This window comes from Roseibium sp. LAB1 (assembly GCF_054658235.1).
This window is the reverse complement of sequence record NZ_BAAGIB010000003.1, coordinates 481,560-498,995: the sequence shown is the minus strand read 5'-3', so window position 1 is coordinate 498,995 and position 17,436 is coordinate 481,560. Positions and strand designations below refer to the sequence as shown.

Annotated in this window: 15 protein-coding genes; 12 read left to right on the top strand and 3 right to left on the bottom strand. The window is 61.7% G+C overall.

Annotated features, from left to right (window positions below; genetic code table 11):
- Window positions 1-26: 26 nt before the first annotated feature.
- Window positions 27-803, bottom strand: coding sequence for a hypothetical protein (locus ACYQ54_RS20335; protein ID WP_460085804.1), 777 nt, complete (start codon window positions 801-803; stop codon window positions 27-29).
- 221 nt (window positions 804-1,024) lie between these two features.
- Between ACYQ54_RS20335 and ispG the strand changes: the two genes are divergently transcribed.
- The 7 genes from ispG to queF all read left to right on the top strand — a co-directional run bounded on the left by ispG (window position 1,025) and on the right by queF (window position 6,686).
- Entirely contained in the window at window positions 1,025-2,284 is a 1,260-nt protein-coding gene (gene ispG, locus ACYQ54_RS20330; RefSeq protein WP_460085803.1) for a flavodoxin-dependent (E)-4-hydroxy-3-methylbut-2-enyl-diphosphate synthase, read from the top strand.
- Between the two features lie 21 nt (window positions 2,285-2,305).
- Window positions 2,306-3,202: a pyridoxal kinase gene (gene pdxY / locus ACYQ54_RS20325; RefSeq protein WP_460085802.1), complete on the top strand. Its 897-nt coding sequence runs from the start codon at window positions 2,306-2,308 to the stop codon at window positions 3,200-3,202.
- Entirely contained in the window at window positions 3,195-3,932 is a 738-nt protein-coding gene (locus tag ACYQ54_RS20320; protein ID WP_460085800.1) for a DUF429 domain-containing protein, read from the top strand. The genes pdxY and ACYQ54_RS20320 overlap by 8 nt, the downstream gene beginning before the upstream one ends.
- 182 nt (window positions 3,933-4,114) lie before the next feature.
- The gene (queC, locus tag ACYQ54_RS20315; RefSeq protein WP_460085799.1) at window positions 4,115-4,804 is read left to right on the top strand and encodes a 7-cyano-7-deazaguanine synthase QueC; all 690 of its coding nucleotides are present in this window, start codon (window positions 4,115-4,117) and stop codon (window positions 4,802-4,804) included.
- Window positions 4,797-5,180, top strand: coding sequence for a 6-carboxytetrahydropterin synthase QueD (gene queD / locus ACYQ54_RS20310; protein WP_460085798.1), 384 nt, complete (start codon window positions 4,797-4,799; stop codon window positions 5,178-5,180). Before queC ends, queD begins: the two co-directional genes overlap by 8 nt.
- Window positions 5,177-5,905: a 7-carboxy-7-deazaguanine synthase QueE gene (queE, locus tag ACYQ54_RS20305; RefSeq protein ID WP_460085796.1), complete on the top strand. Its 729-nt coding sequence runs from the start codon at window positions 5,177-5,179 to the stop codon at window positions 5,903-5,905. The genes queD and queE overlap by 4 nt, the downstream gene beginning before the upstream one ends.
- A 313-nt stretch (window positions 5,906-6,218) precedes the next feature.
- Window positions 6,219-6,686, top strand: a complete 468-nt coding sequence (queF, locus tag ACYQ54_RS20300; protein WP_460085795.1) for a preQ(1) synthase — start codon at window positions 6,219-6,221, stop codon at window positions 6,684-6,686.
- Between the two features lie 132 nt (window positions 6,687-6,818).
- Here the strand turns inward: queF and ACYQ54_RS20295 are convergent, their stop codons facing one another.
- Window positions 6,819-7,418, bottom strand: coding sequence for a hypothetical protein (locus ACYQ54_RS20295; protein ID WP_460085793.1), 600 nt, complete (start codon window positions 7,416-7,418; stop codon window positions 6,819-6,821).
- 200 nt (window positions 7,419-7,618) lie between these two features.
- Window positions 7,619-10,411 (bottom strand): bifunctional aconitate hydratase 2/2-methylisocitrate dehydratase, encoded by a 2,793-nt coding sequence (locus tag ACYQ54_RS20290; RefSeq protein WP_460085792.1) that lies wholly within the window; start codon window positions 10,409-10,411, stop codon window positions 7,619-7,621.
- 488 nt (window positions 10,412-10,899) lie between these two features.
- Between ACYQ54_RS20290 and acnA the strand changes: the two genes are divergently transcribed.
- The 5 genes from acnA (at window position 10,900) to ACYQ54_RS20265 (ending at window position 17,398) form a co-directional block, all read left to right on the top strand.
- Entirely contained in the window at window positions 10,900-13,575 is a 2,676-nt protein-coding gene (gene acnA, locus ACYQ54_RS20285; protein WP_460085791.1) for an aconitate hydratase AcnA, read from the top strand.
- 370 nt (window positions 13,576-13,945) lie between these two features.
- Window positions 13,946-14,335: a bleomycin resistance protein gene (locus ACYQ54_RS20280; protein WP_460085789.1), complete on the top strand. Its 390-nt coding sequence runs from the start codon at window positions 13,946-13,948 to the stop codon at window positions 14,333-14,335.
- Between the two features lie 141 nt (window positions 14,336-14,476).
- Window positions 14,477-15,133, top strand: a complete 657-nt coding sequence (locus ACYQ54_RS20275; protein ID WP_460085788.1) for a DUF4129 domain-containing protein — start codon at window positions 14,477-14,479, stop codon at window positions 15,131-15,133.
- Window positions 15,130-16,452 carry a hypothetical protein gene (locus tag ACYQ54_RS20270; RefSeq protein ID WP_460085786.1) on the top strand — a complete coding sequence of 441 codons (1,323 nt, stop codon included), beginning with the start codon at window positions 15,130-15,132 and terminating at the stop codon, window positions 16,450-16,452. The genes ACYQ54_RS20275 and ACYQ54_RS20270 overlap by 4 nt, the downstream gene beginning before the upstream one ends.
- Window positions 16,442-17,398, top strand: a complete 957-nt coding sequence (locus ACYQ54_RS20265) for an AAA family ATPase (protein ID WP_460085785.1) — start codon at window positions 16,442-16,444, stop codon at window positions 17,396-17,398. The genes ACYQ54_RS20270 and ACYQ54_RS20265 overlap by 11 nt, the downstream gene beginning before the upstream one ends.
- Window positions 17,399-17,436: the final 38 nt, after the last annotated feature.

The following is a 17,436-nucleotide window of genomic DNA, read 5'->3' as shown; positions in this document are numbered from 1 at the left end:
CTGGAGCATAAGCGGCCGTCGGCAATTCAAGCCGCCTCAGCCGGCCGCTCCATCGCGATCCGGTACCCTGCCGTCAGGATCGAGATTCCCAGCACGGTAACGATGATCTGCACCAGCACGTTGAGCACGAGGATCTTCATCTGGATGAGGGCCGCCGGCAGGCCGCCGGACAGAAGACCAAGAAGATACTGCAGCCCCTCGCCAACGGCGACAAAAGGCAGGATCAGGATGAGCGCGGCGAGGAACATCGGCATGCCGAGGCCTTTTCCGAACTGAAGCATCTGACTGAAGCCGAGCGGTCGCTCAACGGCAACGGCCGGCAGGCTGAGGTTCAGACGGAACAGGAACGGGGCGAGAATGAAAATCGCGACGATCCACAGCATCACCGTCAGGACGTTGCTTTTGAACAGGCTCGACAGCACGCCAATGACCAGCCCGGCAGGCAGCACGACAACGACCGCGGCAAGCGAGAGCAGAAGCATTTGCCCGATGAAGCGGAACTCGACGGCTCCGACGCGAAAGTGCAGTGCCCCGGGTCGCTCGTTCAACAGACCGAACCGGTGCCAGGCGACCGAAATGGAAGCGGACGACAGCAGCGCAATCAGCATGGAGGTCAGAAGCAGCAGGACAGTCGTTCCGGAAATATCTTCCGGCGCAGTCGCCGCGTCGATGTTCGCGCCATTCGCCAGAATGAGAAGAGAGAGCACGAATTGCAGAAGAAACCAGCCGCCACACACCTTGAACACGGTTTCCAGATTACCAAACACAATGGAAACCGAGTCCGACAGCAACCGTTTCAACATGCAGTACCCTCCGAAAAAGCCGGTCGGCGAAGTGGACCGCCGCTGTGAAGCTCATAGCGGGCCGAAATCCATGTGGCAATGTCCGCATGACGCAGGATCGACCTGTCTTCGCTTCGGACTGCCATTGCCCTTTTTTGCCGCACACCCTAATCATGCGCTGGAAAGTCGACCCCAGTTCCCTCATATGAGGGGCAAACGCTCAAAACCTGTTGGTTCCTGTGATGATCGATGATTTCGCGAAAGCCCTGCCCCGCCGCTCCTCCGTCGGTGTTAAGGTCGGCAATGTGCTGGTTGGCGGTGGTGCGCCCATCGTGGTGCAATCCATGACCAATACCGACACGGCGGATGCCGATGCGACCGTCGCACAGGTGGCCGCCCTTGCCCGCGCCGGATCTGAAATCGTCCGCATCACCGTGGACCGCGCGGAAGCCGCCGCCCAGGTGCCGCGGATCAAGGAACGGCTGGAGCGGATCGGCATTACGGTGCCGCTGGTCGGCGACTTCCACTACATCGGCCACAAGCTGCTGACCGACTATCCCGATTGCGCCGCAGCTCTCGACAAGTACCGCATCAACCCGGGCAACGTCGGTTTCAAGGCCAAGCGCGACACGCAGTTCTCGCAGATCATCGATATCGCACAGAAGCACGACAAGGCGGTCCGGATCGGCGTCAACTGGGGCTCACTCGATCAGGAGCTTCTGACGAAGCTGATGGACGAGAATGCCGAAAGTGCAAATCCCGTTTCTGCTGCGGCCGTCATGCGCGAAGCGATCATCCAGTCCGGGCTCCTGTCGGCCGAGCGCGCCGAAGGCCTCGGCATGGGCCGCGACAAGATCATCCTCTCGGCCAAGGTCAGCCAGGTGCAGGACCTGATCGCCGTTTATGCCGATCTCGCCCGCCGTTGCGACTACGCCCTGCATCTGGGGCTGACCGAGGCCGGCATGGGCACCAAGGGTATCGTTTCCTCCGCCGCGTCCATGGGCATCCTGCTGCAGCAGGGCATCGGCGACACCATCCGCGTGTCGCTGACACCAGAACCGGGTGGTGACCGCACCCGCGAGGTGCAGGTGGCACAGGAGCTTTTGCAGGTCATGGGCTTCCGCGCCTTCGTCCCGGTGGTTGCCGCCTGCCCGGGCTGTGGCCGCACCACGTCCACGGTCTTCCAGGAACTGGCCCAGGACATCCAGGGCCATATCCGCGATTCCATGCCGCAGTGGCGCGAGCAGTATCCGGGCGTTGAAAGCCTCAACGTCGCCGTGATGGGCTGCATCGTCAATGGCCCGGGCGAATCCAAACATGCCGATATCGGCATTTCCCTCCCCGGCACCGGAGAGACTCCCTCCGCCCCCGTTTTCATCGACGGCGAAAAGGTCATGACCCTGCGCGGCCCCGGCATTGCCGACGAGTTCAAGCAGATGGTTCTGGACTATATCGAAAAGCGCTACGGCACCGGCAGCAAGTCGTCCTCCGACGCTGCCTGACCCCAGAAGGAACACGACCCCATGATGCAGCCGGGCGCTCCCGAGCCACAGAGAAAGCCGGTTCTGGTGATCACGTCACAGGTGGTGCGCGGCGGCATCAGCGGCCGCGGACTGACCTTCGCGCTGGAGCGGATCGGCCATGATGTCTGGTTTCTGCCGACCATCCTGTTACCGTGGCATCCCGGACAGGGCAAAGGCAAACGTATCGTTGCCCCTGCCGCCGACTTCGCCGCGATTGTCGAAGATCTGGCGTCTTCTCCCAAACTGGCGGAAGTGGGTGCGGTCATTTCCGGTTATCTCGGCGATCCGGACCAGGCAGGCCCCATCGCCTCGCTCATCAAGGCGGTCAAGACCCACACTCCGGACGCGCCTTACCTGTGCGATCCGGTCATGGGCGACCAGCACGACGGCAGCGGCAATCTTTATGTGCCCACGGCAACGGCCGAAGCAATCCGCGACCAGTTGGTGCCGCTGGCCGATGTCGTCACGCCTAACGCCTTTGAACTCGGCTGGCTGACGGGTCACCAAATCGACAGCGAAATGCAGGCACTCGCCGCCGCCCGCAGCCTTGGCAACGAGCGTGTGCTCGTGACGTCTTCCCCAGCCCTGCGCCGCAACGCCATTGCCAATCTTCTGGCAGGACCAAGGGGCGCTGTTGCCGCCGAGCATGCTGCCATCGCCAATCCGCCGCACGGCACCGGAGATCTGATCGCAGGTCTGTTCCTGTCAAACCTGCTCGCCGGGCAAAACGACGAGGAAGCCCTGAAACGCGCCTCCGCGTCCGTTTTTGAACTGGTCGCCCGCAGCGTGCGCAAGGGGGCCGACGAATTGCTGTTTGCCGAAGAGCAGAACTCCGTTGTGAAGGCAATGGCCCTCGTCACCTCGCGCCGGGTTCTGGAAGCAAAGGCCCGTGCCTGACAGGGCAGGCACAAGGGTTGCCGGCGTCGACGGCTGCAAGGCCGGCTGGGTCGCGGTCATCCGCAATCTCGATGATCCCGCCGAGCTGAAACTGATCGTCGTCCCGAGCTTCGCGGATATTGTCGGACACACCCCGCATCTTGCCATCATCGCCGTCGATATGCCCATTGGCCTGCCGGACCGCATCGGCCCCGGTGGCCGCGGACCGGAGAAGGCCGCCCGCAAACACCTGGGCATGCGCCAGTCCTCGGTTTTTACTGTGCCCGCCCGCGCCGCCGTTTACGAAGACGACTACGCAAAGGCCTGCGACACGGCGCTTGCGACGTCCGAACCGCCGAAAAAAGTCTCTAAACAGTGCTTCTTTCTGTTCCCGAAAATCCGGGAGATCGACGCCCTGATGACACCGGAGCTGGAGGCCCGAGTCCACGAAGTTCACCCGGAACTTGCCTTCTGGCGCCTCAACGGCGAGGCAGAAATGAGCCTGCCCAAAAAGGTCAAGAGCCGCGCCAACCCGGCTGGTCTCGACCAGCGCCGTGACTTGCTGGTGTCCAAGGGGCTGCCGAAGGACTTCCTCGATCAGGCCCCGCCACGCGGCTGCGGCCGCGACGACCTGCTGGATGCTGCCGCCAACAGCCTGATTGCGGAACGGATATTTCTAGGCGACGCGGACGCGTTTCCGAATGACTACCGGCGCGACGAACGCGGGCTGCGGATGGCGATCTGGGCTTGAAACGCCTACAGCCGCCATTTGTCGGCTTTTCTTGAAATTCCTTCAAGGCACACCCCACCCTTCCCTTTTCGCGAAAACCTGCTAAAACGCGCGCCGTTCCCACAAGGGAACCACCGGTCGCAGCCTACCCGGTGACGAGCGTCTCAACGGGCGTTCAACAGCGAAAACAAGGGACCACATCGTTGAAAACACTTGTCATCTGTTCCGGCGGAATGGATTCCGTCACCCTTGCGCACAAGGTTGCGCGGGAACACGAGCTGATCGGCCTCATTTCTTTCGACTATGGCCAGCGCCACAAAAAGGAGCTGGACTATGCGAAGGCCTGTGCCGATGAGCTGAAAACCGAGCATATCCTGATCGACATTTCCAATATCGGCCGCCAGCTCACCGGCTCGGCGCTGACCGACAATCTGGACGTACCGGACGGGCATTATGCCGAGGAAACCATGAAGATCACCGTTGTGCCGAACCGCAACGCGATCATGCTTTCCATTGCCTTCGGCATTGCCAGCGCGCGCGGTGCCGAAGCGGTCGCGACCGCCGTTCATGGCGGCGACCACTTCATCTATCCGGACTGCCGTCCGGCCTTCACCGAAAGCTTCGAGACCATGCAGCGCCACGCGCTGGAAGGCATGGGCGAGATCAGCCTCTTTACGCCTTACGTCCACACCTCCAAGGCGGACATCGCCGCCGAGGGACTGAGGCTCGGCGTCGACTATCGCAAGACCTGGTCCTGCTACAAGGGCGGCGAGGTTCACTGCGGGCGCTGCGGCACCTGCGTGGAACGGCGCGAAGCTTTCCACCTGGCCGGTGGCATCGACCCGACGGTCTACGCAGACGAAGCGTTCTGGAAGGAGGCGTGCAATGTTTAGGATCACCAAGGAATTCCACTTCTCCGCCAGCCACCAGATCCTTGGTCTGGGAGAAGATCACCCCTGCGCCCGCCTGCATGGCCACAACTATGTGGTCGAGGTGGAGCTGATGTCGGAGGAACTGAACGGCATCGGCTTCGTGCGTGACTACCGCGAACTGTCCGAGTTCAAGCGCTTCATCGACGACACGCTTGATCATCGGCACCTGAATGACGTGCTGGGCGACGATTGCGTGACCGCTGAAACCATGGCGCGCCATTTCTACAACTGGTGCCGCCAGCGCTGGCCGGAAACCTCGGCCGTTCGCGTGAAGGAAACGCCGAAGACCTGCGCCGAATTCCGCCCCCTCGTCTATCCGGGGGCACGCGCGGCATGAGCATCGAACAGATCCGGGTCAGTGAAATATTTGGCCCCACCATCCAGGGCGAAGGTGCTCTGATCGGCCAACCCACAGTGTTCGTGCGCACCGGCGGCTGCGATTACCGCTGCTCCTGGTGCGACACGCTGCATGCGGTCGATAGCGCACATCGGGACGAATGGTGCCCGATGACGCCGGAAGCCATTTTGATGCAGGTGGAGATCCTGTCCGGCGGCAATCCGCTGACCGTTTCGCTTTCCGGTGGCAACCCCGCGATCCAGCCGCTCGGCGGCCTGATCGCACTTGGCCGGAAAGAAGGCTACCGTTTCGCACTGGAAACGCAGGGCAGCCTGGCAAAGGACTGGTTTGCCGATCTCGACGTCCTGACGCTGAGCCCCAAACCGCCTTCTTCGGGCATGAAAACCGACTGGCAGCGCCTGGCCGAATGCGTCGAGGCAGCAGGCCCTGAAACCCAGACCGTGCTGAAAGTCGTCGTCTTCGATGAAACGGACTATGCCTTTGCGCGGGACGTTTCCGACCGCTACCCGCATCTGAGCTGCTTCCTGCAACCGGGCAACCACACCCCGCCGGCAGCCACAGACACCGACGCCGCCATCGACATGGCCGGCATCATGGAGCGCATGCGCTGGCTGGTGGACAAAGTTAGCTCCGACAGATGGTACACAGCCACCGTCCTGCCCCAGCTTCACACGATGATCTGGGGTAATTTGCGCGGGGTTTAGGAACCGGCCTCTCCGGCGTCATCCCGGCCAGGCGCAGCGCGAGCCGGGACCGGGATGACGACGGAGAGGAAGCTTTTCAAAACCTCCCCCTCATCCTGAGGAGCCGCGCCAGCGGCGTCTCGATGGATGGGCGGCAAGCACGGAACAAGCGACCCATCCTTCGAGACGGACCTGACGGTCCTCCTCAGGATGAGGTCCGGGGTAAGCCGTCACCTGAGGCGGCAAGCTCCAGAGCACTGAGGATCAGACAGCCCGTTCTTCGATACAGCGCTGACGCGCTTCCAAGGCTGAGGCTGGAAATGAGGAAAACGTCATGTCCGACAAGAGCATCTATGAAAACCTGACCCAGCTCGGGTCTTCCACCGAACTGCCGGATGATCCGGACAAGGCGGTGCTGGAAAAAGTGCTGAACCCGCAGGCGGGTACCGGCTATATGGTTCGGTTCGTCGCACCGGAGTTCACTTCGCTCTGCCCGATCACCGGCGCGCCGGATTTCGCCCATCTGGTGATCGACTACGTGCCGCGTGATTTTCTGGTGGAGAGCAAGTCGCTGAAGCTGTTCCTCGGATCGTTCCGCAACCACGGTGCCTTCCATGAAGATTGCACGGTTTCCATCGGCAAACGGCTGGTTGACCTGCTCGATCCGGAGTGGCTTCGCATCGGCGGCTACTGGTATCCACGCGGCGGCATTCCGATCGATGTCTTCTACCAGACCGGACCGGCGCCGGAAGGCGTCTGGATCCCCGACCAGGGCGTCGCGTCCTATCGCGGACGCGGCTAAGGCAAGCTGGGCATCACTCCCTCCCAGAAGTGTCACCCCGGGCGCGCATCGCGAAACCCGGGGCCAACCCGTTGCCAGAGCCCTGAGGATTTGCCCAAGCGCAAGCTGGGGGCGGCAGCGCGGGCGCTTTACTTACTGCGGCACCGGCAAGTTCAGGCCGGGGGCTTTTTCGATGATCTGGGTGGTCACCATTTCGAACGACGGCGCCTTGGTGTCGTAGACGGCCTTGACGATGAAATCGTCGCTGCGGCGGACAAAGTAGGTGTAGCGGTTTTCCGTGACCATGCCCTGGCTGACGGTAATATCCGCCGCCACCACCTCTACGGCCTGGCCGTCCAGCTCTTCTTCGCCGCAGGCTGCATTGCGGATGGTCGCCGCGTTGGTCTCCTTGTCGGCCCGCGCCTGATCCGCGTTCTGGCCAGTGTCCATCTCGCGGATTTTTTCCCAGGTCGAGCCCTGGTCGGCGGACTGATAAAGCACGTTGCCATAACCGAGCACCCAAGGGCCTTCCGGCGAGGTCGGCACGGTCAGATAATGGTCCTGTGACAGATAGAAAAAGTCATTGGTGGTCTGCGGCGCGCCCTTGAAGGCGGTGGTCACCTGCGTCTTGGTCGGCGTCGTCTGGTCGAGCTGCAGATAGAGTTCCGTGAACCGGTCCTGGCACGGATCTGCCAGAGCTCCCTGGATGGATCCGGCGAGAAGTAAAAGAACTGCGGGCAAGCGGCAAGTCATGAAAGCCCCCGTGGAAATGAAATTAAGCAATCGGCCGCACTCTCCGGCCATCCCCATGGAACACCTTTTCCAGCTGCCGGACAATCACCCGCTTGGTCTCGACACCGCAAACTGACCTGCAAATACGGCAGGGCCGCCCGATCGGCATCAATCGGACGGCCCCTGAATGCATCTGTGTTCTTGCGAACGCAGTCCGGCTCTTAGAAATGAACCGACCTTGCATCGAGCGGCTTCTGGCGCGGCGGAGCGAACTTGGTCAGATCGATCCCTTCCACGGCAGCCTTGTACTCGTCGAGGCTCGGGGTGCGGCCAAGAATGGCCGACAGAACCACGACCGGCGTCGAGGCCAGCAGGGATTCGCCCTTCTTCTCGGACGAATCTTCCACAACGCGGCCCTTGAAGAGACGGGTGGAGGTTGCCAGAACCGTGTCGCCCTTGGCGGCCTTTTCCTGGTTGCCCATGCAAAGGTTACAGCCCGGACGTTCCAGATAGAGAATGTTCTCGTATTCGGTCCGGGCGGAGCTCTTCGGCGCGCTGTCGTCGAATTCGAAACCGGAATATTTCTGCAGAATGCTCCAGTCGCCTTCTTCCTTCAGCTCGTCGATGATGTTGTAGGTCGGGGCCGCAACCACCAGCGGGGCCTTGAACTCGACCTTGTTGTGCGTCTTTTCAAGGTTCTTGAGCATCTGCGCAACGATCTTCATGTCGCCCTTGTGCACCATGCACGACCCGACAAAGCCGAGATCCACTTTCTTCTCGCCCCGATAATGGGAGACAGGGCGGATCGTGTCGTGGGTGTAGCGCTTGGAAACATCCTCGTTGTTCACGTCCGGATCAGCGATCATCGGTTCGTCGATCAGGTCAAGATCGACAACGACTTCGGCGAAGTATTTCGCGTTGTCGTCCGGGGTCAGCGCCGGCTTCTCGCCGGACCGGATTTCGGCGATGCGCTTGTCGGCCTTGTCGATCAGGCCCTGCAGAACCTTGTTGGCATTGTCCATGCCCTTGTCGATCATGATCTGGATACGGCTCTTGGCGATCTCGAGCGATTCGATCAGCGTGTCGTCGTTCGAGATACAGATGGAGGCCTTTGCCTTCATCTCTGCAGTCCAGTCCGTGAACGTGAAGGCCTGGTCGGCCAGCAGGGTGCCGATGTGAACCTCGATGATCCGGCCCTGGAAGACGTTGTCACCGAACTGCTTCAGCATCTGGGCCTGGGTTGCATGGACGACATCGCGGAAGTCCATGTAGTCCTTCATGGTCCCCTTGAAGGTCACTTTCACCGATTCCGGGATCGGCATGGTCGCTTCACCGGTCGCAAGCGCCAGCGCGACGGTGCCCGAGTCCGCTCCGAACGCAACGCCCTTGGACATGCGGGTGTGGCTGTCGCCGCCGATGATGATCGCCCAGTCGTCGATGGTGATGTCGTTCAGCACCTTGTGGATCACGTCCGTCATCGGATGATAGACGTTCTTCGGATCGCGGGCTGTGATCAGGCCGAACTTGTTCATGAAGCTCATCAGCTTCGGGATGTTGGCCTGTGCCTTCAGATCCCAGACGGATGCCGTGTGGCAGCCGGACTGATAGGCGCCGTCGACGATCGGGGAAATCACCGTCGCCGCCATGGCTTCCAGTTCCTGCGCGGTCATCAGGCCGGTCGTGTCCTGTGACCCGACGATATTGACCTTTACGCGGACGTCGGAGCCCGCGTGCAGGACCTTGCCTTCGGTCACGCCGACAGCGTTCTTGTTGAAGATCTTTTCAACCGCGGTCAGGCCCTGGCCCTCGTGCGACACTTCCTTGTTCGGCGCGAAAACGGGCGGCACGTCGATGCCGAGCGTTTCGGCGGCAAAGCTCTGCAGCTTCTTGCCGAAGACGATGGCGTAGGAGCCACCAGCCTTCATGAATTCGACCTTCTGCGGCGTGAAGGCCGAGGAAACGTCGGCCAGCTCTTCATCGCCGGCGTCATTGCAAAGCTTTTTGGACTTGGTGTTGATCGTCAGAACCGTGCCCGTTTCGACAGAGTATTTCTGTTCCAGGATCGGGCTTTCGTCGTTGTTCAGGATCGGCTTGCCGTTTTCGTCCAGCTTCTTGACCCAGTTCTTCAGGTCGATGCCGATGCCGCCCGTCACGCCAACAGTGGTCAGGAAGATCGGGGAAATGCCGTTCGTCCCGGCGACGACCGGGGCGATGTTCACGAAGGGAACATAGGGGCTTGCCTGCTTGCCGGTCCACAGGGCGACGTTGTTGACGCCGGACATGCGGGACGAGCCCACGCCCATGGTGCCTTTCTCGGCAATCAGCATGACGCGCTTGCCCGGGTGCTGCAGCTTCAGCGCCTCGATTTCCTTCTGGGCCGCTTCGGAGATCATGCACTTGCCGTGCAGCTCGCGGTCGGAGCGCGAATGGGCCTGGTTGCCGGGAGACAGGAGGTCGGTGGAAATATCGCCTTCAGCGGCGACATAGGTGACGACCTTGATCTCTTCATCGATGTCCGGGAGCTTGGTGAAGAACTCGGCCTGGGCATAGCTTTCCAGAAGGTCCCTGGCAATTTCGTTGCCCGCCTCATAGGCCGCCTTCAGCCGCGAGGTGTCGGCATCATAGAGGAACACCTGCGTCTTCAGAACTTCGGCCGCGTTCTTCGCGATCGACTGATCGTCGCCAAGAGCCAGATCCAGCAGAACCTCGACAGACGGGCCCCCTTTCATGTGGGACAGCAGTTCAAAGGCAAATGCCGGCGTGATCTCTTCAACGACGGAGGTGCCGAGAATGATCTCCTTCAGGAACTTCGCCTTCGCGCCGGCCGCACTCGTGGTGCCCGGCAGCGTGTTGTAGATGAAGAACTTGAGCGACTCTTGCCGGTGCTTGTGGCCGGTATCCTTGATCTGCGCGACGATCTCTTCAACAAGTGCGCCGTCTTCGATTGGCTTGGGATGCAGGCCCTGGCCTTTGCGGGTCTCGATCTCTTTCAGGTAGTCTTCATACAAGCTCATGATGGTCCGGCGTCCTCGGTGTTTGGATCAGGCTTGTTCTCCGGTTTGCCTTGGATCTGGCGCGCCGGGACAAGCTGGCTGAGCGGCGTTTTAATTCAGTATACAATGGTATGCAATATCTTCCCATCCACTAAATGATGTCTATATACCGGTTGGCGCATCTGCATGCACCCAGGATCGCACCTTCGAATTTGCGAAGGTGTTTCCAGGCTTCAAGATCCCGACAGCGCCATTCAAGGGGCTGAAACTTCACCCGAAGTATCGACAACCGCTTCGGTGTCATGTCTGGTGGATGAAGCTAAAGATTGCTATAGGTGCGGCGCATCAATTTGCGGCGGCGACTGAGGGAGAGGCTCTCATCGCACCCGCGCGGAAGGGTGCCGGATGGCAGAGCGTCTTGGCTCCGCGTCCGGAGCCTTGAGAGAGTATGCCAGGCACCGGCACATTTACGGCCCGGGCCTTTTGGACAATGAAGGAGATCGCACGTCGTGACCCAGTCCCTCGACAGCTTCAAGTGTAAGAAAACACTGACCGCCGGCGGCAAGACCTACACCTATTTTTCCATTCCCGAAGCGGAAAAGAACGGCCTCGAAGGCGTTTCCAGACTGCCGTTCTCGTTGAAGGTCGTGCTTGAGAACCTGCTGCGCTTCGAAGACGGCCGCACGGTGACCAAGGCAGATATTCTTGCCTGCGCCGAATGGCTGAAGACCCGCAAGTCCGATCATGAGATCTCCTATCGCCCGGCCCGAGTGCTGATGCAGGACTTCACCGGTGTTCCGGCCGTGGTCGACCTTGCCGCCATGCGCGATGCCGCCGTGAAGCTCGGCGGCGACCCGGAAAAGGTCAACCCGCTGGTTCCGGTCGACCTCGTCATCGACCACTCGGTGATGATCGACTATTTCGGCACCAAGGACGCCTTCAGGCAAAACGTCGAACTGGAATATGAGCGCAACCGCGAGCGCTACGAATTCCTGCGCTGGGGCCAGTCCGCCTTCAACAATTTCCGTGCCGTTCCCCCGGGAACCGGCATCTGCCACCAGGTGAACCTGGAATACCTGGCCCAGACCGTCTGGACCAGGGACGAGGACGGCGAAACCATCGCCTATCCGGACACGCTGGTCGGCACCGACAGCCACACCACCATGGTCAATGGCCTGGCGGTTCTGGGCTGGGGCGTTGGCGGCATCGAGGCGGAAGCCGCCATGCTCGGCCAGCCGATCTCCATGCTGATCCCGGAAGTCGTCGGCTTCAAGCTGACCGGCAAGCTGAACGAAGGCATCACCGCGACCGACCTCGTGCTGCGCGTCGTGGAAATGCTGCGCCAGAAAGGCGTCGTCGGCAAGTTTGTCGAGTTCTATGGCCCCGGCCTCGACAACCTGTCCCTGGAAGACGCGGCCACCATCGCCAACATGGCCCCGGAATACGGCGCGACCTGCGGCTTCTTCCCGGTCGACAAGGAAACCCTGAAGTATCTGGAAGCCACCGGCCGTGACAAGGACCGCGTTGCCCTGGTTGCCGAATACGCCAGGGCACAGGGCATGTTCCGTTCGGGCGACGAAGAGCCGGTCTTCACCGACACGCTGGAACTGGACATTTCCACCGTCGTTCCGGCGATCTCCGGCCCGAAACGCCCGCAGGACCGCATCAACCTTGCCGATGCCGCGGCCGGTTTCGTCAAGACCATGACCGACGAATTCAAGAAGGCGGGCGAGCTGTCCAAGCGCGTTGCCGTTGAGGGCAAGGACTACGACATCGGCAACGGCGATGTGGTGATCGCCGCCATCACATCCTGCACCAACACCTCCAACCCCTCCGTTCTGATCGGCGCGGGCCTTGTGGCACGCAACGCGCTGAAGCGGGGTCTGAAGGTGAAGCCCTGGGTGAAGACATCTCTCGCACCCGGGTCCCAGGTGGTGACGGACTACCTCGAAAAGGCAGGCGTACAGGATGATCTCGACGCGCTCGGTTTCACCCTGGCCGGCTATGGCTGCACCACCTGTATCGGCAACTCCGGCCCGCTGGATCCGTCGATTTCCAAGGCGATCAACGACAACGACCTGATTGCCTGCTCGGTACTGTCCGGCAACCGCAACTTCGAGGGCCGTGTCAATCCGGATGTGCGCGCCAACTATCTGGCCTCCCCCCCGCTGGTGGTCGCCTACGCCCTTGCCGGCAACCTGAACATCAACATCACCGAGGATTCGCTCGGCGACGATCAGGACGGCAATCCGGTCTACCTGAAGGACCTCTGGCCGACCACGGAAGAGATCACCGACCTGATCCGCGCTTCCATCAACGAGGAAATGTTCCGCACCCGCTATTCCGACGTCTTCAAGGGCGACGAGCACTGGCAGAGCATCAAGGTGGAAGGCGGCCTGACCTACTCCTGGCCGGTGTCCTCGACCTATGTCCAGAACCCGCCCTACTTCGAAGGCATGACCATGGAGCCGAAGCCGCTTCAGGACATCGAGAACGCGGCGGTCATGGGTCTGTTCCTGGACAGCATCACCACCGACCACATTTCTCCGGCCGGCTCGATCAAGCTGGACAGCCCGGCAGGCAAGTACCTGTCCGATCATCAGGTCGCCCAGAAGGACTTCAACTCCTACGGCTCGCGCCGCGGCAACCACGAAGTCATGATGCGCGGCACCTTCGCCAACATCCGCATCAAGAACCAGATGGTTCCGGGTGTCGAGGGCGGCGTCACCATGAAGGACGGCAAGAAGGAATGGATCTACGACGCCTGCATGGAATACAAGGAAGCAGGTGTTCCGCTGGTCGTCTTCGCCGGCAAGGAATACGGCACGGGTTCATCCCGTGACTGGGCCGCGAAGGGCACCAACCTTCTTGGCGTACGTGCGGTCATCGCCCAGTCCTTCGAGCGTATCCACCGCTCCAACCTGGTCGGCATGGGCGTTATCCCGCTCACCTTCAAGGAAGGCGAGAGCTGGCAGTCGCACAACATCACCGGCAAGGAACGCGTGACCATCAAGGGTATCGCCGACATCCAGCCGCGCCAGATGATGGACGTGGAGGTCACCTATGAGGACGGCACCACCAAGACCATCGAGTGCCTGTGCCGCGTCGATACGCTGGACGAACTGGAATACATCAAGGCCGGCGGCATCCTGCACTACGTGCTGCGGAACCTGGTGACGGGCTGAGGGCCGGCTTTTCAAGTCAGGTGAGATCGAAGCGGGCCCTGAGGGGCCCGTTTTGTTAGATAACAAACCTCTCGGTGAGTCATTCCGGACAAGTGCAGCGAAGCTGCGCGCTGATCCGGAACCCAGCGCATGCTTCGCGCCCCGGGCGCGTCTTTTTTAAGTGTCAGATGCTTGTTTGAGTTTGTGCTCACTTTCGCTCACGCTGATTCACTGGATTCCAGATCGGGTCATGCAGCTACGCTGCAGACCGCCTGGAATGACCAGCCGAGAGTTAGTCGCCTAGCCGCGGACCCTGCAGGGCGCTTTTGTTATTTGCCACTGGTGGAAAAGTCCGTCAGGCTCAACCTCAGGCAGTTCCGGAGGTTTCCTCATGCCAGATACCAAACCACCGCATCTCTCCCATATCGCTCCGGTCTTTCCGGTTTCCGACCTGAAGGCCGCCGTCGCCTATTACCGGAACAGGCTCCTGTTCAAGAGCCGGTTTGAATGGGCGGATACGGAGGCCGAGCCCAACCGCTATGCCATTTTGTGCCGGGACCATGTCGAATTGCATCTGTCGGCCGGGGCCGGACGGCATCCGGCGACGGCCTATTGCTTCGTGGCCGGGATCGACGGCTATTACACCTCGGTGACAGAAGCGGGCGCCGATATCGCCGAGACGATCACCGACCGGCCCTGGGACATGCGCGAATTCGGCGCAAGGGACCCGGACGGGAACATGCTCTATTTCGGCGAGCATCTGGAGCGGATTGGGCAGTGAATGCCCTGGGTAAAACGGGGAGCGTGATCCTAACGGAACCCTGGCAGCAGCTGTCGGTTGCGCAGGTCAGGGCGAGCGGCTAATAAACCCGATATGCGCCGATTTTCGATCGTCTGTTTTTTATTGATCCTTTCAGGGACTTTGCTCCCTTCATATGCACAGGAAGCCGTTCAGGAACCGCTTGAAATCGGCGACTCGGGCAAGGAGTACCTGCGTGCCATCCGCCTGCGCGGGATCGATACGGATGTGGTCTATTTCGATCCGTCCGCGCCACCGCCCAAACTGGACACGGAGCAGGAACCGCCGAAACCGGCAGCAGACAAGCCTCAAGCCGATGGTGACGATCGCTGGATTCCCGGCCTGATCGCTGCCGGCTTCCTTGCCGCGGTTGCCTATCTCTTCCTGCGCTTCGGCGGCCGGCTGACGGTGTCGCTCGGCCGCGAGGCCAGCAATCCCGACAGCACCCGCACCAGGATGCGGGGGCAAGCTCCCGTCTGGGCGGAAAAGCTTGCCCCGCTTGACGAGATCCTGCGCATGGAAGACCGGCGCAGGGCCCTGGTGCTGCTGACACAAAAGGTACTGGCCACCGCCATTTCCGCCAACGGCATCCTGATGCAGCGCAGCTGGACGGCACGCGACGCCTTGCGCCAGTTGCCGGAAAGCCAAGCCAGAGAGCTGCTGCGCAAACTCGTGACGATGGCTGAACGGGTACAGTTCGGCGGCAGGGATGTCAGCGAGGACGAGTTCAACGACCATGTTGCGAACTGCCGCTACCTTCTGGGTCCGGAGGCGGCATGAGCGAGAGCGCAGCAAACACACGCCCGAAGGGTCCCAGCCTTGAAACCGCTGTCATCGCGCTGATCTGCGTCGCGGTGCTGATTGCCGGCTGGTACATCCTGTCCCAGCGCCAGCAGGTTTTGCGCCGGTCGCCCGCCGGGCTGGACGGCCTGCAGGTCTGGCTCGCGACAAATGGCGCCAGCGCGCAGAATTTTGCCGGCGGCTGGCTGATGGACCAGACGTCGGTCGGCCTGCTGGTGGTGCCGCTTTACGACACGCTGCCGGACAGCGATCGCAGCACGCCGCGCACCAAGGAAGAACTGCTGCTGCAGCAGGACGAATATGATCTGGAAACCGCCGTCATTTCCGAAAAGGCCGAGCGTGTTCCAACCTTGCTCGTGCTGCCGAAATGGCGCAGTGGCATGCGCCTGACCGGCCTCGCCCACCCTTTCCTGAAGATTGAGGCGGATCGTCTGCAGGCGATCGTGAACACGGTCACCGGCACCCGCGGCACGAAGATTGCCGCCGCAAATCGCCCCTTCACGGAGTTCAGGTACCGGTCGCAGGAAGGCGATGCCCTGCAGGCGGAGATCTATGCCGCCCAGACCTTCGCCAACGAAAGCTGCCGCCCGATTGTTGGCGACACCGGCGCGATGCTGCTGGCCGATTGCCCGCTCGCGCAAACGGGAGACGGCGATGAGGAGCGCATTCTGGTGCTGTCCGATCCGGACCTGATCAACAACCACGGCCTGCGGCTGGGCGACAATGCCCGGATTGCCCTGGATGTCCTCACCGAAAAGGCAGGCACCCGGAACATCGTGATCGACTACAGCCGGTCCTCCTGGCTGCGCGATCCCGTGACCGAACCCAAGCGCGAGCGCACCTGGGAAGACCTGCTGCGCTTCTTAGGCCCGCCCTTCCTGACCCTGTGGCTCGGCACCGCGCTTTTGCTGGGTCTGGCCTTGTGGCGCGGTTTCATCCGGTACGGCGCCATACGCGACGAAGAGACCGGCCCCGGTGCGGGCAAGGATCTGGCCGTCCGGGCCCGCGCCCGGCTGATGCGGCTGTCCGGCCAGGATGGTGCCCTTGTCCGCGAATATGCGACCGCCCGCATTTCGGCAACGGCATCTGCCCTGTTCGGCCCGGCCCATGCCCGCCACTATGCCAGCGAAGACGCCTTTCTGACCTACACCGAACGGCGGCACCCGGGCCTTGCGCCGCGCCTGCGCGCGATCCTGGCCGACATTCGAAAACTGCCTGCCCGGCTTCCAGCGACGGAAGCCATCCAGCACATTGACCAATTGGAACAGGTATTGGAGCAAATAACCCATGACGCTTGAAGCGCTGCGCGAACGGACCGATGCCTTGCGGACGGAGATCGGCCGGACCGTTCTCGGCCAGGACGACATCATCGACCTGTTGCTGATCGCCTTGTTTGCCCGCGGCCACGTGCTGCTGGAAGGCCCTCCCGGAACGGCCAAGACGCTGCTCGCCCGCAGTTTCTCGGCCGCTCTCGCACTCGATTTCGGCCGCATTCAGTTCACACCGGACCTGATGCCCGGAGACGTGCTCGGCACTTCGATCTTCGACTTCCGCACCAACGCCTTCGTACTGACCAAGGGACCGGTGTTCTCGCAGGTGCTGCTGGCCGACGAAATCAACCGCGCCCCGCCCAAGACCCAGGCAGCTCTTCTGCAGGCCATGAGCGAACGCATGGTCAGCATCGACGGCACGGATCATTCCCTCGGGCGGGAATTCATCGTCGTCGCCACGCAGAACCCCATCGAGCAGCAGGGCACCTATCCTCTGCCGGAAGCCCAACTCGACCGGTTCCTGTTCAAGCTGGTGATCGACTTCCCGCCCGAAGACATCGAAATGGCGATCCTGCGGCAACACGCGGACAAACCGCTGGAAGCCGGCATGGAGACCGCCACGCTGGCCAAGGTGCTCGATTCCGCCACCCTTGAGGAAACTCGGGCGCTGGTCGACAGCATCATCCTGAAGGACGATATCCTGGCCTATATCCTGCGTCTGATCCGTGCGACCCGTCAAAGCTCCGAGATCGCCTTCGGCGCTTCGACACGTGCGGCTGATGCCCTGGCAAGTGCGGCGCGGGCAACGGCGGCGCTCAACGGACGCGATTATGCCATTCCGGACGACGTCAAGCGCCTGTTCGTTCCGGCCCTTCGCCACAGGATCGTCCTCGGTCCGGCGGCGGAAATCGAAGGACGCAGCCCGGCGCAGGTCCTGGAAAACATTCTCAACCAGATCGAGGCCCCCCGCTGATCCGGCCCTCCAAACGACTGCTTGCCTTTGGCGCGGTG